Below are 24,019 nucleotides of genomic sequence, written 5' to 3' on the forward strand. Positions count from 1 at the left end.
TCACTGTGGCACTACTATTCTGCATCCGTCATGAACAATAACAGATGCAGAAACTCCGTAAACTTCGGATATACTTCTTTCGTTTACAATCTCATCTCCGCCGAAATCATATACTCTTCCTTCCCGTATTATGAGAAATTTATCCGCAAATCTTAAAGCAAGATTCAAATCATGTATGACAACCACTGCAGAAAGTGCCTTATCTTTTACAATATTCTTTATAATTTTCAATACTTCCAACTGATTCTTTAAATCAAGATTACTTGTCGGCTCATCAAACAGTAATACAGGCGTCTGCTGAGCCAACGCTCTGGCTATTGCAACTTTCTGCCTTTCTCCTCCGGAGAGTTCCGTTACGTTTCTCATTGCGTATTTCTGCAAAGACAATAAGTGCAATATTTCATGTACGGTCTCCAGATCTTTTTCCGTAACGTCCCATTTAATAAACGGTTTTCGCCCCAGCAAAACCGAATCAAATACCGTACCGTCAGCAAATTCACTGCTTTGGGGAACATATCCGATATTCCTTGCCAGTTCGTTGCTTCCCATGGCGGAAATGTCGGTTCCTTTTATCAATATTTCGCCGGAATCAGGTTTATGTATTTTGTTTATACACTTTATCATTGTCGATTTTCCGACTCCGTTAACTCCGAGAACCGCAACCAATTCCCCGGTCTCCGCATAAAACGAGATATCCTTTACTATTTCGTGATGTCCGTATGAGAATTTAAGATTTTTTACTTCTAAATTCATTTCTTCCGTTTTCCTCTTAACAACATATAAAAAAACACGGGTGCTCCGAGCAGTGAGGTTATTGCTCCCACCGGCAGTACAATAGGTGACATTACGGATCTTGCAAATGTATCCGCAACCAACAGAAGAATACTTCCCATCAACGCCGAAGCCGGAATGAGGAATCTGTGATCCGAGCCCAAAACCCGTTTCATAATTTGCGGAGCTATCAGTCCTATAAATCCTATGGTTCCCATAAATGAAACCGATATTGCGGTTAGAAGCGATGCGGCCATAAGTCCCAAAAATCTGACTCTTGCCGTCTTTACTCCCAAACTCTTAGCCGTATCTTCGCCGTTTGACAGAGCGTTATAATTCCAGCGCATCATCATAAAATAAATAATGCATATCGCCGTGATAATTCCCAAAATAGCATTCTCCGTCCACGAAATACGGCCAAGGTCTCCGAAAGTCCAAAATACTGCCGCGGCTATCCTTATTTCATCTCCGAAATATTGGATAACCGTAGTCCCGGCGCCGAACAGTGCACTGAGAGCGGTACCTGCCAATACAATGGATTCCGGAGAAAAACCTCTTAATTTTGAAAGTGATAAAATCAAAAAAATTGCGGCTGTCGAAAATACAAATGCACATACGCTGACAATATACGGGTTGCCTATTGCAACAGCCTCTGAAGCAGAACTCATTACGGTACCGGCACCGAAAATAATTATTGCCACGTTTGCTCCGAAGGTTGCTGCAGATGTAACTCCCAATGTAGACGGTGATGCCAAAGGATTTTTTAAACATGTTTGCATCACGCATCCGGCAACGGCAAGTCCGGCTCCTGCCGTAACAGCTCCGATAACTCTCGGCATTCTGAGCATCCATACAACAATAAATCCTCTTTCATCTCCCGCTCCCACAACAGTCTTTAACACATCTAACGGAGACATGGCGGTCGAACCTGCATTAACGGATATAATCATGAAGAACAATACAGCAACAGCCATTCCTGCGATAATAATCCATTTCTTTCGTATTGAACGGTGATATGCACATATTCCTCCGTTGTTTTCAATTATATTTTCACGAATTTCGCCTAATTCTTTTTCTCTTATTGCCACACTTACCTCCATGTAATTACAAAATTTTCATGTTTCGTAACAGACATTTTGTATTTACCGTTACTTAAATTCCCAGAAAAAACTGACAAGAGTGGTTTTAATTGTTTCCGAAACATAACCGTTAATGCTCACATTGGAAAGAAAGCGTATAACAGATTCTTCTTCCTTCTCATTTAAACATTTTTCTTCTTTAAGCCTTCCCAGATACCACGTCACCGCATCATCAAAGGTTTTCCTTGAGTTCCATATTTTATTCTCATAAACAGTTTCCGGATTACAACCGTTCAGCCAAACGGTATCAAATATAAAAGCCGCAGATTCATCCGTATTAGGTTTTTTCATTCCGAGCATCAGTCTCAGGCTGTCGAGTATTTCATCGCTTCGTCTTGCCGGCATGCATAAAAAACAATATTTTCTTGAGGCGTACATCATTTTCATTAATGAGTTATAATCGGAAATTGCAGGCGTCGTATGCGCAAATACAATATCATATTGCGATTTGAATTCGTTTTCGTCGCAATAATACCAATCGCGTCTTATAAATTCCGCGTTACTTATTCCGTTACGCTCAGCCGCGGATTTTGCCTCTTTTAACATCTCCGGGGAAAAATCCACCCCCACGACTTTTCTGACTTTCGGTGCCACGGCGACAGAGTATGCTCCCGCACCGCAGCCTATGTCCAAAACATTCATTTCGGATGTAAATTTAACTTTATCCCGCATAAATTTTAAAAAAGAATTATTTTCAAAATTTACCGAACCGTCGTAAATATAATCTTTAGCCGAACTGTTCCATGCGTTAATACATGACAATCTGTCATTATTTACGCGCTTTGTCCAATGCTCTTTAATATACGACAAATCCATAATTGTCTCTCCTTTCCGATTAATTAACATATTTAACAGTATCGTATAAAAGATATCCCCGGGGATGCCCCCACATGGGATAAATTGTTAAATAATATACCGCCTTCATTTGTAATATAATTGTTACATCCGTCACGGAAATCTGAATATCCTATAAGAAAATAAAAAAGACCATATAAAGCATTTTCAAAATGCTTTATATGGTCTTTTCCCACTACACGGTTTTACTCGAAATTAAAATGTATTATTTCTCAAGTTTTCTTTTAATTGTCCAGGCAACTGCACATGCTCCCGCTGCAGATACCGCAATTAAAGTATATAATGCAACGGTTGATTTGTCGCCTGTTTTAGGGCTTACTGCAGTCGATGTTGAATATGAAACATCATCCGCCTTTTTCAATTCAACGTCGCTCTCTGTTTCCTTAGTATCGGTTTTTTCGGTTTCTTCCGTCTCTACAACTTCCGGAATATGAGAAAACGTCCTGAGGTTTCCGTCATAACCAACGGTATATCCCGCATTTTTGAGTTCATCTTTGTCAAATGTAAGCTCTACGCCATCCGGAAGCTCTGCAGGACTTCCGTCACTGTTAAACTTATCGGCGCTGTATACAAATGTTATTAAATATCTGTTTGGATTATCCGGATCAACCGTTACATCTATGGTTGCATTTAAAGGATTGCCGTTTTTATCCTTAACCGTTAACATTCTCTTTATCTGCTCAACCGTAGGTCTTACTCCGTCTTGGTCATCCTTGTCATCCCAGTTAATAACATCATGAACCTCAGCTGATGTAACCTGAGGCAGTTCATTATTTTCTCCGGCATCCAATGTCGGTTTATTTTCGGTTGTATCTCTGTTAAATAACTTATCGACTCCCGTAATGTCGGCATTGTTTAAAGTAACACTTGCACCTTTTGTATATTGATCGCTTGCAGCTACAAGAGAAGCACCTGTAAACTTACCACCCTCAATATTTAACTCGCCTGCGGTCTTATCGTTATATAATCCTGAATAGAGAATGGCTTCCGGTCCCGTTGACTCAAATTCACCGCCATTAATCGTGGTCTTGTTCCAGTTCTGAACCACAACGTCACTGTTGGTAAACTTTCCGTCATTAATGGTTGTTACACCGCCTTCATCTGTCTTTATACCTATCAAACCGCCGGAAAAGTTTCCGTCGTTAATTGTAAGTGTAGGCTCTGCCGCATTAACACCTTCAACATGTCCGGAGTTCGGATCTGTGCTCTTGTAACTGTAATATCCGTTTTCTATAAGGCTGGACTTGCTGTCCTCCGGAGCCTGAATCGTTCCTCCGTTAATGGTCATTTCACCGTGATTAAGAATTGCATAGTATGAGTTCGAACCTGAAGTCGTACGTGTTATATTAACGTTTAATGTAGTATATCCGTTATTGTATACCGCAGCATCTTTATTCCCCGCCGTAATTGTACCGTTGGTGATTGTAGCATTGGCACCCTTATCCACGATAAATGCATGTCCCGATGAGTTAACTGTATTGCCTCCGAGATCTATGGATGTATCACTCTTTACCTCAAAAGAACCTTCTATGTCGGAACCTACTACTATGGAATCCGCTCCGTTATTAAGAGCATTTTTAAGCTCGTCAGCAGTTTTTACCGTTACAGTCTCGGCAAAAGCAGGTATTACCGGTGCAAACATAGTTGCTCCGAATGTTACTCCTGTTGCTGCTGCCGTTAACATAACGGTTCTCCCCTTTTTTGAAAACATATTCATGTTACACACTTCCTTCCCCAAAACAAATCTGTTAGAACAAAAAACATTACAACATGTCGATTTAGTCTTAACATTTATCCCTATGTATATAATAATATATATTATTATATACTCAATCGATATTTTTTATTATTTATATGTTCTGTTAATATTATATAAAATTTATATAAAAAGCAGAGACATTCCTTCATATCGGTATGTCTCTGCCTGAAAAATTTTGGTTAATACCCTATAATCGCTTTCCCAAACTTTTTATTTTAAAATTTTAATTTCTCTTATTTACTTTTATTCATTTTATTTTTTATTACAAGTAAGCCTACTGCAGCAATCGCAACGGAAATTACGGCTGTATATACATAGAAAACGGTATTTTGTCTGTCACCCGTTGAAGGACTTACCGTTGTATTCTTTAATTCCAAGCCGTTGTTTCCGACGGTTTTATCCGAAGGCTCCGGCGGCAACGGATCAGACGGAGACGGAGCCGGCGGCTCTTCCCCTGTCCCGCCCTCAGGACTGTTCTTTACGACAATACTTACGGTTGCCGTATCTTTACCGAGTTTTTCCGGATCTATTTCCGTAGGGGTATTGTCGATCACATACCCTTCCGGAGCCTTTGTTTCAACCAGCGCATATTTTTTATCGTAATCAATTTCGTCAATAAATATTTTTCCGTCACTGTCAGTCACAAGACTTTTTAAAGGAACCGTACTCATTTCACCGTCTTTTATTTCATAAAGGTCAAAATGAGCTCCCGGCAAAGTTTTGGAATTGTCTTTGGAATCAACCTTTGTAATTTCCAACTGACGCACTTCACGACACGGGATATCTGTTAACTATTGCCGCCCTTGCATTTTCAAAATATTCTTTTGCAATAAATGTTGTTACTCCCGCATCTCTGCCGCCCTGTATCTTAAATCCGACATGAGAAGTTATACCGTCATTAAGATTAAACGGATTCTCCAATTCCACCAAAAATGCTCTGTATCCAACATCTCCGATTTTTGCGTCATATGCAACGGATTTTGCACCCGTACGCGTAAATCGGAATTTATCCGTTACGTTTTCTAAATTCGAAGTATCGACACCGAAACTGTCAACATTTTGTCCCGTCAACCCATAGATTTTCAACTTTGTATTATCCGTAAATTCGGCGCTTCCGTTCCATGTTATCGACATTTCATCATTGTCATCCGCATTATAAATCTCACCGTATGCTCTGTGAGTATACACGGCATTATTGCCGGAAGAATCAATGCTTACATTTGTTATCATGGCGATTGATTTTGCCGCCTTCTCACTGACGCTGTCTTTTTCAGGCAACGGTTCCGACCACAGAATGTCATAGCCGTATGTATAATCCTTACCGGCATATGAGTTGGTAAACGAATAGTTACCGTTATCCTTTACTTCATTTAAATCCGGAAAATCCGCAAATGTAAGATTAATCTCACCTTCGGCTATATTTTCAATGTCCTTTGTGAAAAAATATTTTATTGTTTTTGTATTCCTGTTGTAATCAGGAACCGCAAGCATATGAACTTCTCCGTCTTTTTCATATGTAAGATAAGGAATAAGTCCCGAAACATCGTTTTCATCAATAATTCCGTTAGGTCTCAATTTCCTGTCCAACTTAACCGTGAAATAATCTCCTTCTCTTATTTCACCTGACTTATTGTTAATAACACCCTTCATTCTTAAAAAAACATATTGGTAATTATTAACCTGCCAATCCGCTGACGCTCCGTTATAGTCTCTTTTTTCATGGGTGATCGTAACATTTTCCACCTTGTCGTTTACTTCATCTCCCACTGCACACATCAGACTTCCGCCGGATGTATCACCGTTTACGGAATCCGCGGCAGATACCTTGTCGGTACTTGCAATAACAGACCAACACAGCACTATGATAAATAATAAAGGGAACAGCCATGTAGCTTTCAATCCTTTTGTCATAGATATCCTCCTTACGCTTTGACTTATCTATATGTAAACTGCAAAAACCATCCCCAAAATAGTTTTATATAACATATTATACATAATATGTTATTTGTCAATAAATACGTCATCACGTAAAAAGTGTCGAACCTTAAAATAATAAATATTTATCCCTTCTCCAAATTCAATAATGCCATCTTTCTGTCAATGCCTCCGGCATACCCCCTTAAGCTTCCGTCCGTTCCGATTACGCGGTGACAGGGAATTATTATTGATATTTTGTTGTGCCCCACCGCATTACCTACCGCCTGACACGACATACGGGCTCCCCTTTCCCGTTCAAGCCTCAAGGCAATATCCCTATATGAAACGGTTTCTCCGTACGGTATGCTCAGAAGAACTTTCCATACCGCAACCTGAAAATCAGATCCCGTCATACGAAACTCGGAAAAAGGAGGCGGATTTTCTCCCTTAAAGTACCTGTTCAGCCAGCTGACGGCTTCCGCAATAACCGGAGTACACCTTTCGGTTCGTTCTTTTGCATTTGATTCTCCGAAATATTTTCCGCCGTAAAACCAAATCCCCGTCAAATACTTTTCATCAGATTCCAACATCATTTTACCCAACGGAGAGTTGTAGTCATATATATGGTACATGTTAAAGCCTCCGATTAAGAAATCTTATCAGCTATATAAGAGAGCATAACAGAGAAATATTTAATTTATCCGTTTAATTTGCTGTTTATCCTCCAAAGGATATGATATAAGCTCATTTCCGTCCAAATCTTCGTTATTCATATCCACTGCCGATATTTGGCTGTTATCGTATGTTCTGTAATAATAAATTCCTTTATCAGTATTACAGCATGAAGAATATATTGTGATTTCATATTTTCCGTCTCCGAGGTCACAGCATCCTCTCTGTTGTTCGACTGAGCCCAGAATATGGAAAAACTGACTTACCGATGATTCTTCCGTATCCTCCGAAACGGAATTCATCTTTGTAAATGCGGCTTTGACAAAACGAGATCCCGAAGAAAGATCTCCCGGTATTCCGATGCCTCCCATACCGCGGCTGTACTCATTCAAAGACAGACCCGGAGCAAATGAATCCGGCGAGGCGGCAGCGGAAACATGGCGGTAATCATTAAGTCTGAATAACTGAATATCAAATGTAGGATTATTTGTCATTACTCCCACCGGATTATCATATATATGCAGTCCGTCTTTTACTGACTCTACAACAACAGACCTGTCTCTGTCGGCAACCATCCAGTGAAGCGGAGTTATCGGAAGTTCTTTGCTGAAAGGAATATCCGCCAAACGAATTCTTTTTATTAACTTTTCGGCCTCATCAACATTACGACACTGAGACAGAATCCACGGAATAAATTCAAACGGCGAAATATTGTCCTTTTCATCTTCCTTCGGAGCTTCAAAATAACCGTTTCCCGGGAAATTTAATCCGGCCATTGAAAGTCCGAATTCGTTCGTCGCATCATAATATAACGGAAAGCCCTTATTTACAAACGCCATTCCGATAATCGAATAATGATTTCTTAATGTTTCCTTTGTTCTGAACGGAATCGGAAAATTTCTCGGAGTAATCGTAACGGTCTCATTATACGAAAATTCCAAATCAAGGTTTCGTCCGAAATAGTGGTTTTTTGTTTTATATGTCGCACATGTACACATATCAAACACCTCCTGTCATAACATTATTTAAATTATCAATCTGCTTAATATTATAGTACTTAATTATAAATTTATTGTTGATTTTATATTAATAAAGACAAAATAAGCGGCGGGTTATCCGTCGCTTATCTTCTTAAAAATATTTATCGGTTAATTATCAATTATTCGAAGTTTTCTTTTTACGAAGTTTAAGAAAAGCAATCGATGTAACAGATGCACTGAGGCCTAACATGCCCGCAAATAAACCTCTTTTGCTTTCATCTGCGGTTTTAGGCGCTTTGTTCACATACGCTGTCTCACCGTTTTTCAAAACAATACCACTGTTATCTCCGTCAGAAGTGTTATCACCACCGCCCGGGGCATTAAATCCTACATCAGGTTCTTCGTTTCTTAAACCGTATTTATATGTTACAACCGTATCGCCTTCAACCACATTTCCCGTTTCATTGCCGCTGACGCCGATCAGGTAATACCTTTTACCTGTCAATGTGTCATCTATATATTCCGGTTTTTCGCCCTCTTCCGCAGCGTTATATGTCGGAGATAAGCTTTCCGTCTCTCTGCTTTCTCCGTTTTCAACATATATTTTTTTATTACCATTCATATAATACTTCTTTGTTACAACGGTATTGCTTACCTTTGCATTATTTGTATCGGTCACGGGAACTTTTAATTCTCTTCCGTCTTCCGTTTCATATTTAATAATAACATTACCGAAGGTTTCGAGATTTTCGGTTTCATACTCTTCAGGCGCATATGTATATTCCACCACCGTTTCACCTTCGGAAAGGACTCCCGTTTCTTTTCCGTTTGAATATACAAAGTAATAATTCTTACCGTCATTGCCTTGAATAATCAACGGTTTTTCTTTACTTCCGTCCTCTCTCACTTTATCGGCATCATAGCTCTGTGCAGGGTTATTTATTTTTGTAAGAGGAGTGTCCATGTAATCTTCGGATATTACATTACCGTCTGTATTTTTGTAAATAACACGAACACTTCCGTCTGATGATGCCGCCGGGTTCTCAGCCAATGAAATTTCTTTCATTGTTATGGTTGCTTCCGGACTTCCTATGGTGATGTCTTCAAAACCGTTTACCAAAAATGAACTTTCCACTTCAAAATAAGACGGATCACTTAATACATATTTTACCAACCAGTCACGTGTCTGATTTCCTATATTGTTTCGATCGGCGGAATTTTCGGATTTTACATTTATATCCATATATCTTCTGAAATCGTTTTTGGCGTCTGCAATTCCGTCATCTTCTAAATCATCCTCTGCATTGCCGTCATTAAGGGCATCCTGTAAATCCTTCGGTATATAGTTATAAGCTACCGTTATGGTATGTTCATCATCAGGCTCATAAATACTTCTGTCGTCAAATGTAAATTTTAATTTATATTTATAGTCTTTATCACCTTTATAACCGGCGCCGTCCGCCTTAAAATCCGGAGTTCCGTCCGTCCATGTGAGTTCGATATTGTTTACGATTTTTCTCTCTCCGTTCAAATATAAGACAATACCGTTTCTTTCATTCGACAATAACTCATCTATACTTTTGCCGTCAATAGCTGAAACCAGGTTGTAAAATGAAGGCTCATTTGTCGTGGCAAGCAGATAAGACGATTTATCAACTCCCAAACCGGACATCGAATCATGACCGATGTCCTCGGTGAATTTCCAACTTGTAGATACAAATCCCTTTTCCACATAATATAAAAAACTGTTGTTTTGCAATATTTTGTAAATCGAAGAATATCTGCTTGGTATCTCATCTATATTCAGGTTTTCATTGCCGATGTTATCATTGTTTTGAAGCTGTGTCACATCTTTCAAAAACACAATTTTATCTCTCAATATAATGTTACTGTCCTGAATCGTCGGTTCATCCGCATTCGCAATATATGAATCCAAATCGGAACCTTCAATCAAATATATTTTGTCGTCGGATTTTAATTGTCCGATTGTCGATAATGCCGAAGAAGATACAAATTTACCGGCATCATAATCATTCTTTATCTGTGATACACTCGGCTTTTTATCGTAGAAATAATACAGGAATCCGCTGTATTTTTTTACTGCTGCCCAATATCCGCCTGCCTGTGAATCAAACCCGTTAACATCATGTACGGATTCGGAAATCAAGCCCGTTTTTCCCGACTGTAAATCTGACACTACGCTGTTTACCGAATCTTCGGTGTCAGTATCGTTTGCCAACACCGAATATGAAGGGATCAATCCCGAAGCACCGCAGAGCGGTATTATTGCAGTTGATAAAGAAGCAAAAGCACCGATTTTTAAACTGCGTCCAAATATTTTTTTCTTTTTCATCTTTTTCTCCTCTCTATTTACTTACTTCAATTACTAATGTATCGAAAATTTTGTATTTTTCCGGAACACCTTTGTCACATGTGTCCATTCCGTCTAAGTCCGTATAACGACTTTTTCGAAATCTCTGTTTTCCCAACCATTCAAAACCGTATCTGACCAAGACGTCGTGTAAAAGTTCTTCGTTATACAACCGGCCGAATCGTTGGTACATGCTTTGCAATACAATTGTCGCTTTCGAGTTATAGTTAAAATCAGCAAGGTCTGACAGAAGCTTGTTCTCATACTTATATAAGTACCACTGTATATATTCTTTTGCAGAATCTGCGTTTTCAATAAGAGATAAATAATATTCAAGATTATGTCCGACGACTCTCAGAACGCCGCCTTTTTTTAAAATACGAGCGCATTCCGTAAATAAAATACAATCACAGTCTGTCTCTGTTTCATGTATATATTCTGCCAAAATGTAATCAAATGTTTCTTCACCTATATTTCTCATATCCGAAATTGACATTTTATTTACTTTTTCGGATTTACTGTCGGGAGCCGCAGAGAAAAAACCGTCAATATATGTATTTCCCGTCCCAAAATACAATTTAGCGGTTTTGTTTTTTCGAATATATTCATATAAATTCGTCTCTGTTACATAATCCATTTACTTCCTCAAACCTCTTTTTTGCTCTCGCTATACTTTCATTGCACAGGTACGGATTAATTTTCGGTGCCAGTTTTTTGTTGCGGTAAATTTGTTCGTCAAACACCTCCTGCAATGTGTCAAAATCTTCTCTTTTCATTGTGAAAGGCGCTTCGGTCAATGAAATCTTTATAAAGAGTTCCGCAGTCTCTTGAGATATGTTTATGTCATACATTGCAAGACTCTTTCTTACAACATTACCCATAATTCTCGCCCTGTCATTTACAACATTCTTAGATACAGCCTCAGAGTGTCGCCTGTATGCAAGCAAAGGGAGTTTTAAAACGGCAGTCTCCTCTTCCAGAACTATTCGTCTGATGAGTTCAAAATCCTCTGCATTCCCTACAGTCTCGTCATACCTGTATCCCTTATCCTGTATTACTGAATTTCTCATTATGAGAGAAGCGTGATGAATAAATGGATAAAACAGGTATCTATATCTGATTTGTTCGGAATCCATAATCATAGAGTCGGATAAATTCGGCAGTCTCCAATTATTATTTATTTTTGTATCTTCTCTGATATATACCCACTCTGTACCCGCAACCGCCGTTTCCGGATTTCTTTCCATATACTCATACATAATCTTTATCCAGGATTTATGCAAAATATCATCGGCATCAGCCCTCATAATATATTTTGTATCTATTAAATCCAGACCTCTGTTTAAAGAGTAAGCAACATTTCTGTTTACATCATTGTGTATTATTTTAATTTTATCGCTTCCAAAGCTCTCTATAACGGAAATACTGTCATCCGTACATGCGTCATCCACAATCAGAATTTGAAAATTATCAAAATCTTGATTTAATAAAGCTTCGATGCTGTATGACACATATTTCTGCGCATTATAAACCGGCATTAACACCGTTACTCCTTCAGACCGCATAGCTGCAATACCCCCTTCGTTACCTGTTGTAAAAATTCAACTGTAATGCACAGATGTAATGTATATAAAGCAAATATATTAAAGCTTTTGTAAAATTATATAATAAGCTTTTGTTAATATAATTAACAAAAGTTTTAAAGACATTTAAAATATTTTTTATTTTTAATATATTTTTTACAATTATTTGTTGCAATGCTAATCACAAATTTATTGTTGATTTTATATTAAGAAAGGCAAAAATAAGCGGCGGATTATCCGCCGCTTATCTTCTTAAAAATATTTATCGGTTAATTATTAATTATTCTAAGTTTTCTTTTTATATTATCGTTATCAATATTACAAACACACATTGATAAAAAATATCAAAATGTGTTTAATTAAATGCATATATATTGAAAATCACTGTATATACGCATTTAATTACTGTTATTCCCGCGGAGTACATACATCTACAGCGAATCCCTTAAGGACTCTTTTATACTCCTCGGAACATATCCAAGTTCATTTTCAGCCTTCCTGTGTGAGAAGTTCGCATTTGTCTGCAACGTATATAAAGAATATTGCGTAAAAAGCGGCTGTTTATCCCCCAGAAGTATTGAAACTTTCTCAACCACCGGTGCTATCCATTTTACAAGTCCGTATGGAATAATATTCCTTATGGGCTTTTTCCCGGACAGCTTACGAACCATGTTTAATAGTTTAGATACACTTACATAATGTCCGTTCAGTATATAACATTCCCCGGGCTTCCCCTTAGTTTCACATGCAAGTATTCCTTCGACAACATCTCTTGAGTCCACAAAGTCATAACCGCCGCTTATTGCTATTCTTATTTTTCCTACTTCCATATCTTTAAGAGTACGAATCATATGATTACTCAACTTTACATCTCCCGGACCTATAATTCCGGAAGGATGAACAATACTCACATTAAGACCCTTTTTCGCGTAATCCAAAACAATTTGTGCCGCTGCTGCTTTCGATTTGGCATATTGTCCGTAAACATCATCCGGAGAAAAAGAGTTTACTTCCTTTATTGTTTCAGGCTTAGGCAATTCGGGAATGGCATGTACGGAACTTACATATACAACACGATTGACTCCGGTATTTAACGCCCATTCCATAATATTTTTTGTTCCGTTTACATTTGTGTCCCATACTGCGGAATTGTTGCCGGAAGTAATATCTATAATTGCCGCACAGTGAAATAATGTTACCGTATCATACCCCTTAAGATTAAAGAAACTTTTAAGTGATTCCTTATCTCTTATATCACCCAAACATATTTCAACATCACCCTGTACCTGTCCTTCTTTGCCTGCTCTTACAAGAGCACGTATATTTTCTCCCCTTTTAATCAGTTCTGAAATAAGCACTGTTCCCAAATGTCCCGTTGCTCCGGTTACAAGATAAAGTTTTTTCATCTTCGTTACCTCCGTGCGTGAACTTTTACGATATATTACTGTTGTTTATACGTCTCATATATTGAATGTTACAGGGTTTTGATTTTTCTTAAGTTTTACCACCGATATTGAAATATGCTTTGTCAGTCCGACGTGACACTGTCTTAATATTGTATATATTATACCATCCAATCCGCCGATCCGCCATTCCATGCGGCATATAAAAAAAGCACGGATATCCGATATTAAGTCGATATCCGCGCTTTTGCCTTATTTATATATCATTTTATCTTTTAAGTTTTTTATGTTTATTGAAAGAATTTCACTCTGTTATCAATTTCTTCTTTTTCTTTCTGATCAGGTTCTGAAACAATTCCTCCAAACGGCATCTGTGCAATGAGTTTCCAACTTTCCGGAAGGTTAAACATCTCACGTACCGTCTCATCAATAACAGGATTATAATGCTGAATGTTTGCTCCTATTCCGATTTCTCTGAGAGCCGTCCAAATGTTAATCTGAAGCATTCCGTTTGCCTGGTTGGCCCATACAGGGAAATTCTCGGCATACCTCGGAAACTGTTCCTGCATGCCTTTCACAACATCCTCATCATAGAAATACAATACGGTTCCGGCTGCAGCTTTAAATGAATCAATCTTTTCTTTTGGAACCTTTCCTCCGAAAGTATCATAAATACGATCCCAGAGTTCATCCTGTTTACTTCCGAGCGCAACCGCAATTCTTGCACTCTTCATATTAAATGCATCAGGAACTGACTCCGTAATTTTTTTAAGCAATGATTTTACTTCTTCCTCCGATACGGGAAGTTCTTTGTTTAAGCCGTAATAACTTCTTCTTTTTCCTAATATCTCCGTAAGTTTCATTTTCGTTCTCCGATCTTAAAATATTTTTATGATTATAATGCTCTATGTTGTAACCGTCATTATTATATCGTTTTCCGTTGTAACTGTCAATATTATATCAATTATCGTATTCTTCAGCCTCTTTAATAAATGTTCCGTTTTGAAGATCCAAATATGCCTGTTCAAGTTCTTCCCTTGTATTCATAACAATAGGGCCATACCACGCAACGGGTTCATCAAGGGGTTTTGAAGCATAAATCAATATTTCGGCTCCCGTATCCCCGGTTTCAAGCACTACGCTGTCACCGTCACCGAGTTTTGCGGCTGTCTTCTCTTCAACATCCGTACCGCTTATCTTTACACTTCCCCTGAGCGTAAAAGCAAATGATGACCAACCTTTGCGAATGCTTATTTCTGCATTTGCATGAGGTTCAAGATGTATATCATAAAAATCCAGAGGCAGATAACGTCCCTGCCATCCTTCTGCTCCGTTATATTCGCCGGTTATAAGTCTGAGTATTCCGCCTTTTAAAGGAATTTCTTTTATTTCATCCTTTGTTATTCCGTGGTATGCGGGTTTAGCTTTCATTTTATCCTTTGCCGGCATATTGAGCCAAAGCTGCGTTCCGAGAAGTCTCTCTCCTCCGGGCATCTCTTCATGCTCGGCGCCCGATCCGGCAGTAAGCCACTGTGCCTCACCGTCACGTACCAACGCTTCCGTACCGAGATGATCTCTGTGAAGCATCTGTCCTTTGCTTATAAAACTTACCGTTTCTATACCTCTGTGAGGATGCATCGGAAATCCCGCTTCGTAGTCTCTGGGATCGCTCGAATCAAATGAATCAAGCATAAGAAAAGGATCATATGCGTTTACCGTTCCGTTACCCAGTACTCTTACCAAATTTACGCCGGCTCCGTCTCTGCTTCTTCGACCGCGTGTCTGCTTTATCACTTCTCTTATCATTATTCCCTCCTTTTTATAAAACGTTCATGATATCTGCCGATAAGGCTCATCAGTTCTTTCTTCTCTTCTTTTGTCCAAATTCCGAATCTTTCGGTAAATATTTTCTCATTTTCCGGATATACACGTTCAATAAGCTCCCTTCCCTTGTCCGTAAGTTCAACAAGACTCCTTCTTTGGTCATCCGGATCTTTTGTACGCCGTACCATTCCCTGCTTAACAAGATTATTAATTATTACGGGAATAGTTCCGTTACTGCTCAATATCTTTTCCTTTATCTCTCCGACCGTCAGACTCCCCTTGTTTAACAGCGCTTCAAGCACCATGAACTGAGGAAATGTCAATCCGTATGACGAACTAACCCTTGCAGTCTCACGGTCAAGATCCTTAACTATTCTGTGTATACCTATGAGAATATATGAATCTTCCCTCATCGGCTCACCTCCTGACTTGCACAAATTATATCTAATTAGATGTAACTCGTCAATAGTATCTAATTAGATATAATTTCGTGTTAAAACAGTCTTATTTACCCAATTCGATTATTAATGTAAATACTGCAAAATAGTTCATATCCGGATTCATATCTTTAATCCGCACTTTTGTTTTGAAGATTTTTTGATATTTTTACAATTAAATAAGCAACCGACATTGTGACATTAGACCGCAATACACTTATCGGTAAAATATCAACAACATCGGTTGCTCTGATATATAAAACTTTTATCCTCACATATTATTTACTATGTCATGTGATTCAAAGAACACGGTTATTTATCAAACAGCTTCTTATATTCACCGTATCCCTGCTTTTCAAGTTCATCGTATGGGATAAACCTTAATGATGCGGAATTTATACAATAGCGAAGTCCTCCCCTGTCTTTCGGACCGTCGTCAAAAACATGTCCCAGATGAGAAGATGCTTCCTTTGATATTACTTCCGTACGAACCATGCCGTATGACAAATCTGTTTTCTCAATCAAAATGTTTTTATCAATCGGTTTTGTAAAGGCAGGCCAGCCGCAGCCTGAATTATATTTATCTTCAGAACTGAACAGAGGCTCTCCGCTTACTATATCCACATAAATTCCCTTTTCAAAAAAATTGTCATATTCGCCTGTAAAAGGTCTTTCCGTCGCAGCCCTTTGTGTAACTTCAAAAGACAAAGCTCCTATACGTTTTTTAAGTTCTTCTTCGCTTTCGATACCGTTTTCAATGTTAAATCTTTGCTTTTGCAGTCCGAACAATTTCGGATTTATATGACAATAGCCTAAAGGATTTTTATCTAGATATTTTCTGTGATACTCCTCTGCGGGGTAGAAATTTTTAATTGGTTCAAGTTCCACGGCAAGAGGTGCGCCGACTCTATTTTGTTCTTCGTTATATACCGCCTCTATCTCGGGCAGATCAGCCGCATCTTCATAATATATTCCCGTTCTGTACTGTATACCCGTATCATTCCCCTGTTTGTTTACGGACAACGGGTCTATTATCATAAAAAAGTATTTTATAATCTCTGTAAGAGAAATTTTATCCTTATCATATTCCAGTCTTACCGCTTCGGCATGACCGCTTCCGTTACATACGTCTCCGTATGAAGGCTCCGAAGTCGGTCCGTTTGCGTAACCAACTAAAGTATCCGTAATACCGCGGAATTGTTCAAAGAATTTCTCTACTCCCCAGAAACATCCTCCGGCAAGATAAACAGTTCCTTTTTTCATCGTATATCCCTCCTTTTATTCCGTAAATTTTCATAAAATCAGAATTATTTTCACTTAAGTGCTTTTTCAACTTCAATTTTCAATTCCGGCACAACATCCGACTCAAACCATGGATTATTTTTTAACCATCGAAAGTTAAGAGGGCTGGGATGTACTATCGGAAAGTAATCCGGCAAATATTCCCTATATGACCTTACGGTTTCCGTGAGATTCTTTTTCTGTCGATCTCCCAAATAATATTTTTGAGAATAGCTTCCTATAAGAATCGTAATCCTTATGTCATGCATCATATTAATTATCTTTTCATGATATTCACGAGCAACAAATTTACGGGGAGGTAAATCTCCCGTCTTCCCCTTTCCCGGATAATAAAAATCCATGGGTATAATTGCCGTCTTTTCGGAATAAAATGTATTTTTATCAATGCCCATCCAACTTATTAATTTTTCACCGGACTTATCATTAAACGGAATAAGAGATTCTTCGACTTTCTTTCCCGGAGCCTGACCTATAATCAATATTCGGGCATGTTCGCTGAATTGAAACACCGGAGGAATCCCCCGTTCAGTATATTCCGCATTTCGCGGATCTTCCTTCAATTCCGTTATTATCTTTTCTATATCGGTACACATCTATCGCACCCCCTTTTGTTACATGATTATAATTTAAAGAATAAACATAATAAATACAGAACTTTTCGATTTTGTTAATATAATAATATGAAAAAAAACAGGTATCATATGCGGAATATGCCGCAAAATACCTGCTGATTTAATAATTAATAATATATGAAATTTTTACTCAGCCCCATAAGTCCAAGTTCTTCATTAAATATGTAAGTACGTTTTGTTTATCAACAATAATTTTACCCTGACAAGCCATTCCGTTAATAAGAGAGATTTCGTCGCCGGATTTATTCTTCAACGATGAAGTATCGCATTTCACTTTTACAAGGTAATATGCGTTTCCCGAATTTTGATCGACTGTGATATCTTTTGAAATATATTCAACTTTGCCTGTGAAGTACCCGTATTCAGAAGACGGAAGAGCCGCAATTTCAAAATTAACTTCCTGACCTTCTTTTAATTTTGCAATATCCGAATTTTCAACATATAATTCGGCATAAAAACCGGACTCGCTTGCGGGATACACCTCTCCCAGAGATGTTCCCTCCTGTATAAAAGAACCTTCTTTAATCTCGTTATCAATGGTGTAGTATCCGGAAGCACCTGCTTTTACCGTACAATTATCGTTTTGTATCTCATAATTCTTTAGATATCTTTCCCCTTCAGCCAATTTGTCACTGTAGCTTAACCGCTCCGATGCAATGTTATTTTTTTCGGTAAGAATCGCGGCATTTTCTTTTGTATTTCCGTTTGCTTTATTAAGATTATCAAGCTGCAGTTTGTCTGCATTTAGACTTGATTCCATCGAAAGTATGTTGTTTTTGTAGCTTTCAATCTGCTGTTCCACGGATGATGTCTGCTGAAGCTCAAGATTATAAAGTGCTTCGCTCTTTTCTTTTTCGGCTGAATTCTTTGCTCTTTCCAATGAGTTAATTTGACTTTCTATCTCATCGCCTGTCTCATTTCCGTTCAGTTGTTTGAGCTGCCTGCTATATGAATCTATCTGTGACTGATAATCGCTTACTTTATTATTATATTGGAGTTCGGTATAACTGTAGGAGGCAAGATAACTCTCCACCATGCCGTAATAATATTCATCCGAAGGAGATAATGTATTATTCCTGTTTGCAATCGATTTTTTTACTTCGTTCAGTTTATTTACTTTTTCATTATATTCATCGATCATTTCGGATGTTGAGCTTATATTTCCGTTATATACGGATGCCTGACCGTTTACATCCGTTTCATTCATACTTATATTTGCAAATAAAAGTTCTCTTCGATTTACAAATTCACCGTAGTAAGGATTATCTGAATATTTGTCCAGTTCATCTTTGTTTCCGTCAAGGCTTTTCTCATATGCATCAAGAATCTCCAGTCTCTTCTTCGACGATTCAACACTCTCTCCGTAACTTTTTAAAGTGTCCGAAAGAGACGATACCTCAACTGTATAAAGCGTATCTCCTTCATTTACATACTGTCCGTTCTTAACCTTTGTCTCTTTGACTTTGCCGGCTACTGCACTGCTTATTACATTTGAAGTGTCATTTCCCTTAAAGATACCGTTGCTCTTTACCACTATATCGATCGAGAAAAAGCACATCCACAGAAATGCTGCCGCCAATACGGCTAATATTACATATATCGTATATACCATGAAGCGGTTAGGTTTGGAATCGTATACTTCCGAGCTGTCGGTTATATCCTTAATATCTATTATTGTGGATTTCATTTGTCATCACCGCCTTCCTCTTCGGTATTCTCCTCCAACGACTGCTGTTTTATGAGATAAGCGTATTTTCCTCCGAGCTTAATAAGTTCTCTGTGTGAGCCTTCCTCTATTATCCTGCCTTTGTCCAATACATAAATCTTATCGCAGTTCTTTATTGTACTTAAACGATGAGCGATAAATATTGTGGTTCTGTCCTTGGTATATTCATTGAGAGTCTGATCAAGAGCACGCTCTGTAATGGCATCAAGATTGCTTGTTGCCTCATCAAGGATAAGTATGTCAGGTTTCTTAAGCATTGCTCTCGTAATTGCAAGTCTCTGCCTCTGTCCTCCGGAAAGATTTGCACCGTTCTCTTCCAGTCTCGTATCATAACGAAGAGGAAGTTCATTAATAAAATCGTGAGCCTGAGCCATTTTAGCCGCTTCCGTAACATCTTCCATGGTAACGTTATCCATACCCAGAGTAAGATTTTCATATATTGAGCCGCTGAATAAAAATGTTTCCTGAGGAATATATGCAATCTTCTCTCTCAGGCACTCAAGTTGAATATCTTCTATATTTCTTCCGTTGATAAGTATATCTCCCGATTCCGGAGCATATAAATGCAATAACAGTTTGGAAAGAGTGGTCTTGCCTGAACCGCTTTCACCTACAAAGGCAACCTTTTGTCCCTTTTCTATCTTAAGATTAATATCCTGTAAAATAAGTCTCCTTGTTCCGTATCTGAAATTCAAATTCTTTATCTCTATATCTCCGGCAAGACTTGAAGGCGACATTTTGCGATATTCTTTTTCCGTCTTTTCCGCTTCAAGATCAAGTATTTCCCCGAGGCGGTCTGCGGCCACTACCGCAGTCTGTATCTGCGGCTGCAGATCAATAAGATTTTTAATCGGATCAAGAAAATATATCAATAACGAATTAAATGTTATAAGAGAACCCATCGTCATTTCTCCGTTTATAACACTTACTCCTCCGACCCAGAGGATAATGACTCCTCCTACCAATTCCACCAATGTTTTAAGTGATGACTGTATATTATTTGCTTTGCTCAAATTAAATACGCTTCTTAAGAGCTTTACAAATCTGATTTCCGTTTCCTGCTTTGTCTTTCGCTCTGCATTGTACGCCTTTACGGTCTGTATCCCGTTTAATGATTCCACCATGTATGAAGTAAGCTGAGCATTGTCTTCCATCTCCCTGCGGTTTAATGTTTCATATTTTTTATTAAAGACCACAACGATAATAATGTAGATTACTACCATTATTACCGCAATTCCGAACAGCTTTGCATTCTGCATAAATAATATAATTCCGCCCGCAACCGCCATAATGGTATCAATCATCATGGTAAGAGTGGCACCGGAAATTGCATCTCTTACCTTTCCCGCATCATTAAATCTCGAAATTATCTCGCCTATTTTCCTTGTCCCGAAAAAATTCATGGGAAGTTCCATTATATGACGATAATATCCAAGCAATAATGCAATATCCAGCTTCTGACTTAAATAAAGAAGCAAATGAGATCTGAACGCATCCAGAATAACCTTAAATACATTTAAGGCAATTACTCCTACCGAGAGAGTCATAAGTGTCCTTTGCAGTCCGTCCGGCAATACACTGTCAATAAGCTCTTTAAAATAAAAAGCTCCGAGTATACCGAGTATCGTATATATCAGTGACGCAAAAAAGATATGCATAAGCAATTTTCTCTGCGGAACCAATAAACTGAAAAAACGCTTAAACAATCCTTTTGTTTCTCCGCCCTTTTTAAAGGTTTCTTTTTTCACCAATAAAATGAGAACACCGCTCCATCTGTATTTCGGCGGTTTCCCCGGCTCGTGAACATCACCGAAAAATTCTTCGGGTTTGAGTTTAACTATTCCCACTCCCGGATCCGCGATAATAACATATTTTTTTGTAATCTTATGTATCACCACATAATGCAAAAGTTGCCCATCAACAATAACATGTGCTATACATGGAAGCTGAAATCCGGAAAAGAACGCCTCTCTGTCACCTTTAACTCCCTTGGCATCAAATCCCAACTGTTCCGCTGCCTTAATAACGCCTTTGGCATTCGTTCCCTGTTTGTCTGTTCCCGCAACCTCACGTATCTTTGTAATACTGATCTTATAACCGTTTTGTCTGCATATTGTTGCGATACATGCCGCACCGCAATCAGTCATGTCATGCTGTTTTATACAATAGTATCTCATAAGTAACCTCAAGAATTTTTTTAGTTCACATATATATCCGCCTCTAAACGGATACTTTTAAATTTTATTGACGGATGATCCTCGGTATTAAAAAAATAATCTAATGCCCATTACTGTCCCGCATATAAATCCGACACTGAAAATAACAGTCAACGCTTTTTTCATGTTTACCTCCATCTCAAATAAAGGCACCTACCATGTGTTTTCACACAATAGATACCCTTATTTGTCATATAAACAAGTTTTTAGAGTTACATACCGATAAATATTGCTTTACAGACTTATTTCTTTTTTATCCACTTTGCAATTCCAAGTGCCGTGCCGCCTATAAAACCTGTAAGAAAAAGAATTAAGAGTACATTGCTGTCAACCGCCATTATTCTCATCCCTTTACTCTGAAAATTGTTTTTGTTTCTTTTATATGTATTATATTTATTACCATCTGGAAACTATTTTTGATACTGCGAGGCCTGCAGCTACTCCACCGAGCAATGCCGCACCGCACTTAGCTCCCGCTATAAGAATAGGTACCCATACAATACCGCCGTCTACTGCCATTACTTCATCTTCTGTCATTGTTCTTAACATAACTTTGCTCCTCTTGAAATCTCAAATTATTTAAACCACTTCTTAATGCCCATTGCTATACCTGCAGCAAAACCTGCAGCGAATATTTTTGCCAATGCTGATCCTCCGACTACTATAGGCACAATTCCGCCTTCAACTTCCATTATTTCGTCATTTGTCATTGCTCTTAACATTGCTTTTCTCCTCTTGAAATCTAAAATTATTTAAACAACTTTCTAACCCATCTAAGAATAGATGTTGGCATAATAGGTAAAATTACAAGACCGCCGTCTACTGCCATTACTTCATCTTCTGTCATTGTTCTTAACATTACTTTGCTCCTCTTGAAACCTCAAATTATTTAAACCACTTCTTCACGCCCATTGCTATACCTGCAGCAAAACCTGCACAAAAGAGCGTTACCAACACAGAGCCGCCTTCTACATTCATTAATTCTCTGTTCGTCATATCTTTTAACATATCTTTTATCCTTTTTAATTTATCTTTATTACCATCTTGAAACTATTTTTGATACTGCGAGACCTGCGCCTACTCCTCCGAGCAATGCCGCAGCGCACTTAACTCCCGCCCAAACAACAGGTACCCATACAATACCGCCGTCTACTGTCATTACTTCATCTTCTGTCATTGTTCTTAACATAACTTTTTCTCCTTTTATAAAACTTGTTTTGGTAATTATTTATAAAGACTCTTTAAGGCAGAATCAAAAATGTCTCTTGTTTTAGGTCTCTGCGGTCTTAAAATAGGAATCTCTATCGTTGGAGTACAACCGCCGTTTGGATGATACACTCCGCCGTCACAAACCATAATTTCGTCTTCTGTCATTGTTCTTAACTTTTCCATGATTCTGTCTCCTTCTTACCTTTCCTATATATCAAAGTGTAGGTCTAAATCGATTAGGTTTATTTATATCCCTCCAAAGCTCTTTAATTGCTTCTTTGGCAATATCGATAAGTATTCTTGCAACACTTCCGCCTTCGCACTTCATAAGTTCTTCATTTGTCATAACTTTGAATTTATTTTCCATCTGCTTCACCTCCTTTTACCGGATTTTTAATAGTATATGTAATACGGGCATACCCGTTATTACCGAATAAATATGTCAAAAATCAGTTGGCAACTCCCAAATACACATCAACACATATATCCATACAACCTTCAATTTCGTTGTATACGGAACCTCTGAATACGTTGTATCCGGCTGTTGCAGGTTCTAAATTGTTGTCTGTTATGTATCGGTTTAATTCCATGAACACATCCGTAAATGTATCCGGACTTCCCTGATAAGAAGCAACAACAGCATTTTCAATCCTTACATCGTCTCTGATACGATACCCTTCTGCCGTAACGTCAACATCGGAATCTATCGGTATAATAAGCTCCATATCCAGCTTTTCGCCTTCTATACCGTATGTAACCGTGATAAACTCGCCTCTTGCGGATATATTGTTATTAATAATCACAGAGTCCATATCTCTTTTAATGGATTCAAGTTCGCTCTCCTCAATAATTCCTCTGAATGAAAGAGCTTTTTTTACATTTAATTCCTGTTTTTCTTTGATTGTAAGCATTTGATACCATTCCTCTTTGTGTTTAGGTTTTGAATTGTTTGTCCCGTTGACATCTCATATGTTACTAAAGGCAATATTTTTCATCTATCAACATCCGGAAAAGTCCATGTAAAATAAATTTTATATTCTGATTATCATTTTTATAAAATTGTCATAAAGCATGACTTTTACGACAGGTTATATATATGCTCATAATATATATGTAAAAAATGCTTATTATTCCTACGATTATGCTCTCAAAATAAAATAAAAAAGATGCGCCGAGGCGATTGCCTTAGCGCATCTTTAGATATTAAAATCCGATGGTAAAAA

Annotated in this window: 26 protein-coding genes; all 26 read right to left on the reverse strand. The window is 38.1% G+C overall.

Going from position 1 to position 24,019, the window contains the following annotated elements:
• Complete coding sequence (locus ACYQ1N_RS01915) at positions 1–753, reverse strand: ABC transporter ATP-binding protein (protein ID WP_459832078.1); 753 nt, start codon at positions 751–753, stop codon at positions 1–3.
• Positions 750–1,859: a FecCD family ABC transporter permease gene (locus ACYQ1N_RS01920; protein ID WP_459832080.1), complete on the reverse strand. Its 1,110-nt coding sequence runs from the start codon at positions 1,857–1,859 to the stop codon at positions 750–752. The genes ACYQ1N_RS01915 and ACYQ1N_RS01920 overlap by 4 nt, the downstream gene beginning before the upstream one ends.
• A gap of 60 nt (positions 1,860–1,919) precedes the next feature.
• Positions 1,920–2,726: a methyltransferase domain-containing protein gene (locus ACYQ1N_RS01925; protein WP_459832082.1), complete on the reverse strand. Its 807-nt coding sequence runs from the start codon at positions 2,724–2,726 to the stop codon at positions 1,920–1,922.
• A 244-nt stretch (positions 2,727–2,970) separates the two neighbouring features.
• On the reverse strand, positions 2,971–4,449 hold the full coding sequence (locus ACYQ1N_RS01930; RefSeq protein ID WP_459832084.1) for a hypothetical protein: 1,479 nt from the start codon (positions 4,447–4,449) through the stop codon (positions 2,971–2,973).
• 308 nt (positions 4,450–4,757) lie between these two features.
• Complete coding sequence (locus ACYQ1N_RS01935; RefSeq protein ID WP_459832087.1) at positions 4,758–5,282, reverse strand: prealbumin-like fold domain-containing protein; 525 nt, start codon at positions 5,280–5,282, stop codon at positions 4,758–4,760.
• Between the two features lie 10 nt (positions 5,283–5,292).
• Positions 5,293–6,435, reverse strand: coding sequence for an Ig-like domain-containing protein (locus ACYQ1N_RS01940; protein WP_459832090.1), 1,143 nt, complete (start codon positions 6,433–6,435; stop codon positions 5,293–5,295).
• Between the two features lie 149 nt (positions 6,436–6,584).
• Complete coding sequence (locus ACYQ1N_RS01945; RefSeq protein ID WP_459832092.1) at positions 6,585–7,073, reverse strand: methylated-DNA--[protein]-cysteine S-methyltransferase; 489 nt, start codon at positions 7,071–7,073, stop codon at positions 6,585–6,587.
• A 60-nt stretch (positions 7,074–7,133) separates the two neighbouring features.
• Positions 7,134–8,111 (reverse strand): choloylglycine hydrolase, encoded by a 978-nt coding sequence (gene bsh, locus ACYQ1N_RS01950; protein WP_459832094.1) that lies wholly within the window; start codon positions 8,109–8,111, stop codon positions 7,134–7,136.
• 157 nt (positions 8,112–8,268) lie between these two features.
• A complete protein-coding gene (locus ACYQ1N_RS01955) occupies positions 8,269–10,446 on the reverse strand; it encodes a hypothetical protein (protein WP_459832096.1) in 2,178 nt (725 codons plus the stop codon).
• Between the two features lie 13 nt (positions 10,447–10,459).
• Positions 10,460–11,101, reverse strand: coding sequence for a hypothetical protein (locus ACYQ1N_RS01960; protein WP_459832099.1), 642 nt, complete (start codon positions 11,099–11,101; stop codon positions 10,460–10,462).
• A complete protein-coding gene (locus tag ACYQ1N_RS01965) occupies positions 11,070–12,029 on the reverse strand; it encodes a glycosyltransferase family 2 protein (RefSeq protein ID WP_459832101.1) in 960 nt (319 codons plus the stop codon). The genes ACYQ1N_RS01960 and ACYQ1N_RS01965 overlap by 32 nt, the downstream gene beginning before the upstream one ends.
• A 449-nt stretch (positions 12,030–12,478) precedes the next feature.
• On the reverse strand, positions 12,479–13,453 hold the full coding sequence (locus tag ACYQ1N_RS01970; protein ID WP_459832103.1) for an NAD-dependent epimerase/dehydratase family protein: 975 nt from the start codon (positions 13,451–13,453) through the stop codon (positions 12,479–12,481).
• A 287-nt stretch (positions 13,454–13,740) separates the two neighbouring features.
• Complete coding sequence (locus ACYQ1N_RS01975) at positions 13,741–14,313, reverse strand: nitroreductase family protein (protein ID WP_459832105.1); 573 nt, start codon at positions 14,311–14,313, stop codon at positions 13,741–13,743.
• A 97-nt stretch (positions 14,314–14,410) separates the two neighbouring features.
• On the reverse strand, positions 14,411–15,256 hold the full coding sequence (locus ACYQ1N_RS01980) for a pirin family protein (protein WP_459832107.1): 846 nt from the start codon (positions 15,254–15,256) through the stop codon (positions 14,411–14,413).
• Entirely contained in the window at positions 15,256–15,687 is a 432-nt protein-coding gene (locus tag ACYQ1N_RS01985; RefSeq protein WP_459832109.1) for a MarR family winged helix-turn-helix transcriptional regulator, read from the reverse strand. The genes ACYQ1N_RS01980 and ACYQ1N_RS01985 overlap by 1 nt, the downstream gene beginning before the upstream one ends.
• Before the next feature lie 336 nt (positions 15,688–16,023).
• Complete coding sequence (gene msrB, locus ACYQ1N_RS01990; protein WP_459832111.1) at positions 16,024–16,974, reverse strand: peptide-methionine (R)-S-oxide reductase MsrB; 951 nt, start codon at positions 16,972–16,974, stop codon at positions 16,024–16,026.
• A gap of 50 nt (positions 16,975–17,024) precedes the next feature.
• Complete coding sequence (locus ACYQ1N_RS01995) at positions 17,025–17,606, reverse strand: uracil-DNA glycosylase family protein (RefSeq protein ID WP_459832114.1); 582 nt, start codon at positions 17,604–17,606, stop codon at positions 17,025–17,027.
• Positions 17,607–17,775: 169 nt separating this feature from the next.
• A complete protein-coding gene (locus tag ACYQ1N_RS02000) occupies positions 17,776–19,332 on the reverse strand; it encodes a beta-barrel domain-containing protein (RefSeq protein WP_459832116.1) in 1,557 nt (518 codons plus the stop codon).
• The gene (locus ACYQ1N_RS02005) at positions 19,329–21,548 is read right to left on the reverse strand and encodes a peptidase domain-containing ABC transporter (RefSeq protein WP_459832118.1); all 2,220 of its coding nucleotides are present in this window, start codon (positions 21,546–21,548) and stop codon (positions 19,329–19,331) included. The genes ACYQ1N_RS02000 and ACYQ1N_RS02005 overlap by 4 nt, the downstream gene beginning before the upstream one ends.
• A gap of 435 nt (positions 21,549–21,983) precedes the next feature.
• Entirely contained in the window at positions 21,984–22,136 is a 153-nt protein-coding gene (locus ACYQ1N_RS02010; RefSeq protein WP_459832120.1) for a class IIb bacteriocin, lactobin A/cerein 7B family, read from the reverse strand.
• Positions 22,137–22,162: 26 nt separating this feature from the next.
• Positions 22,163–22,309 (reverse strand): class IIb bacteriocin, lactobin A/cerein 7B family, encoded by a 147-nt coding sequence (locus ACYQ1N_RS02015; RefSeq protein ID WP_459832122.1) that lies wholly within the window; start codon positions 22,307–22,309, stop codon positions 22,163–22,165.
• A 163-nt stretch (positions 22,310–22,472) separates the two neighbouring features.
• Entirely contained in the window at positions 22,473–22,595 is a 123-nt protein-coding gene (locus tag ACYQ1N_RS02020) for a class IIb bacteriocin, lactobin A/cerein 7B family (protein ID WP_459832124.1), read from the reverse strand.
• 28 nt (positions 22,596–22,623) lie between these two features.
• The gene (locus tag ACYQ1N_RS02025; RefSeq protein ID WP_459832126.1) at positions 22,624–22,776 is read right to left on the reverse strand and encodes a hypothetical protein; all 153 of its coding nucleotides are present in this window, start codon (positions 22,774–22,776) and stop codon (positions 22,624–22,626) included.
• Positions 22,777–22,811: 35 nt separating this feature from the next.
• Complete coding sequence (locus ACYQ1N_RS02030; RefSeq protein WP_459832128.1) at positions 22,812–22,979, reverse strand: hypothetical protein; 168 nt, start codon at positions 22,977–22,979, stop codon at positions 22,812–22,814.
• Positions 22,980–23,010: 31 nt separating this feature from the next.
• On the reverse strand, positions 23,011–23,163 hold the full coding sequence (locus ACYQ1N_RS02035) for a bacteriocin class II family protein (protein WP_459832130.1): 153 nt from the start codon (positions 23,161–23,163) through the stop codon (positions 23,011–23,013).
• A gap of 82 nt (positions 23,164–23,245) precedes the next feature.
• Positions 23,246–23,707, reverse strand: a complete 462-nt coding sequence (locus tag ACYQ1N_RS02040) for a GyrI-like domain-containing protein (protein WP_459832132.1) — start codon at positions 23,705–23,707, stop codon at positions 23,246–23,248.
• Positions 23,708–24,019 lie beyond the last annotated feature (312 nt).

Source organism: Howardella ureilytica (assembly GCF_054657495.1).

What these genes read in the sequence shown, in the direction of transcription:
- ACYQ1N_RS01930 (WP_459832084.1), bottom strand. Translation starts at nt 4,449, where the DNA reads ATGTTAACGGCAGCAGCAACAGGAGTAACATTCGGAGCAACTATGTTT.
- ACYQ1N_RS02040 (WP_459832132.1), bottom strand. Translation starts at nt 23,707, where the DNA reads ATGCTTACAATCAAAGAAAAACAGGAATTAAATGTAAAAAAAGCTCTT.
- ACYQ1N_RS01915 (WP_459832078.1), bottom strand. Translation starts at nt 753, where the DNA reads ATGAATTTAGAAGTAAAAAATCTTAAATTCTCATACGGACATCACGAA.
- ACYQ1N_RS01955 (WP_459832096.1), bottom strand. Translation starts at nt 10,446, where the DNA reads ATGAAAAAGAAAAAAATATTTGGACGCAGTTTAAAAATCGGTGCTTTT.
- ACYQ1N_RS01985 (WP_459832109.1), bottom strand. Translation starts at nt 15,687, where the DNA reads ATGAGGGAAGATTCATATATTCTCATAGGTATACACAGAATAGTTAAG.
- msrB (WP_459832111.1), bottom strand. Translation starts at nt 16,974, where the DNA reads ATGAAAAAAGGAACTGTTTATCTTGCCGGAGGATGTTTCTGGGGAGTA.
- ACYQ1N_RS02030 (WP_459832128.1), bottom strand. Translation starts at nt 22,979, where the DNA reads ATGGAAAAGTTAAGAACAATGACAGAAGACGAAATTATGGTTTGTGAC.
- ACYQ1N_RS01970 (WP_459832103.1), bottom strand. Translation starts at nt 13,453, where the DNA reads ATGAAAAAACTTTATCTTGTAACCGGAGCAACGGGACATTTGGGAACA.
- bsh (WP_459832094.1), bottom strand. Translation starts at nt 8,111, where the DNA reads ATGTGTACATGTGCGACATATAAAACAAAAAACCACTATTTCGGACGA.
- ACYQ1N_RS01975 (WP_459832105.1), bottom strand. Translation starts at nt 14,313, where the DNA reads ATGAAACTTACGGAGATATTAGGAAAAAGAAGAAGTTATTACGGCTTA.
- ACYQ1N_RS02020 (WP_459832124.1), bottom strand. Translation starts at nt 22,595, where the DNA reads ATGTTAAAAGATATGACGAACAGAGAATTAATGAATGTAGAAGGCGGC.
- ACYQ1N_RS01940 (WP_459832090.1), bottom strand. Translation starts at nt 6,435, where the DNA reads ATGACAAAAGGATTGAAAGCTACATGGCTGTTCCCTTTATTATTTATC.
- ACYQ1N_RS01960 (WP_459832099.1), bottom strand. Translation starts at nt 11,101, where the DNA reads ATGGATTATGTAACAGAGACGAATTTATATGAATATATTCGAAAAAAC.
- ACYQ1N_RS01925 (WP_459832082.1), bottom strand. Translation starts at nt 2,726, where the DNA reads ATGGATTTGTCGTATATTAAAGAGCATTGGACAAAGCGCGTAAATAAT.
- ACYQ1N_RS02000 (WP_459832116.1), bottom strand. Translation starts at nt 19,332, where the DNA reads ATGAAATCCACAATAATAGATATTAAGGATATAACCGACAGCTCGGAA.
- ACYQ1N_RS02025 (WP_459832126.1), bottom strand. Translation starts at nt 22,776, where the DNA reads ATGTTAAGAACAATGACAGAAGATGAAGTAATGACAGTAGACGGCGGT.
- ACYQ1N_RS01945 (WP_459832092.1), bottom strand. Translation starts at nt 7,073, where the DNA reads ATGTACCATATATATGACTACAACTCTCCGTTGGGTAAAATGATGTTG.
- ACYQ1N_RS01995 (WP_459832114.1), bottom strand. Translation starts at nt 17,606, where the DNA reads ATGTGTACCGATATAGAAAAGATAATAACGGAATTGAAGGAAGATCCG.
- ACYQ1N_RS02035 (WP_459832130.1), bottom strand. Translation starts at nt 23,163, where the DNA reads ATGGAAAATAAATTCAAAGTTATGACAAATGAAGAACTTATGAAGTGC.
- ACYQ1N_RS02005 (WP_459832118.1), bottom strand. Translation starts at nt 21,548, where the DNA reads ATGAGATACTATTGTATAAAACAGCATGACATGACTGATTGCGGTGCG.
- ACYQ1N_RS01965 (WP_459832101.1), bottom strand. Translation starts at nt 12,029, where the DNA reads ATGCGGTCTGAAGGAGTAACGGTGTTAATGCCGGTTTATAATGCGCAG.
- ACYQ1N_RS01980 (WP_459832107.1), bottom strand. Translation starts at nt 15,256, where the DNA reads ATGATAAGAGAAGTGATAAAGCAGACACGCGGTCGAAGAAGCAGAGAC.
- ACYQ1N_RS02015 (WP_459832122.1), bottom strand. Translation starts at nt 22,309, where the DNA reads ATGTTAAGAGCAATGACAAATGACGAAATAATGGAAGTTGAAGGCGGA.
- ACYQ1N_RS02010 (WP_459832120.1), bottom strand. Translation starts at nt 22,136, where the DNA reads ATGTTAAGAACAATGACAGAAGATGAAGTAATGGCAGTAGACGGCGGT.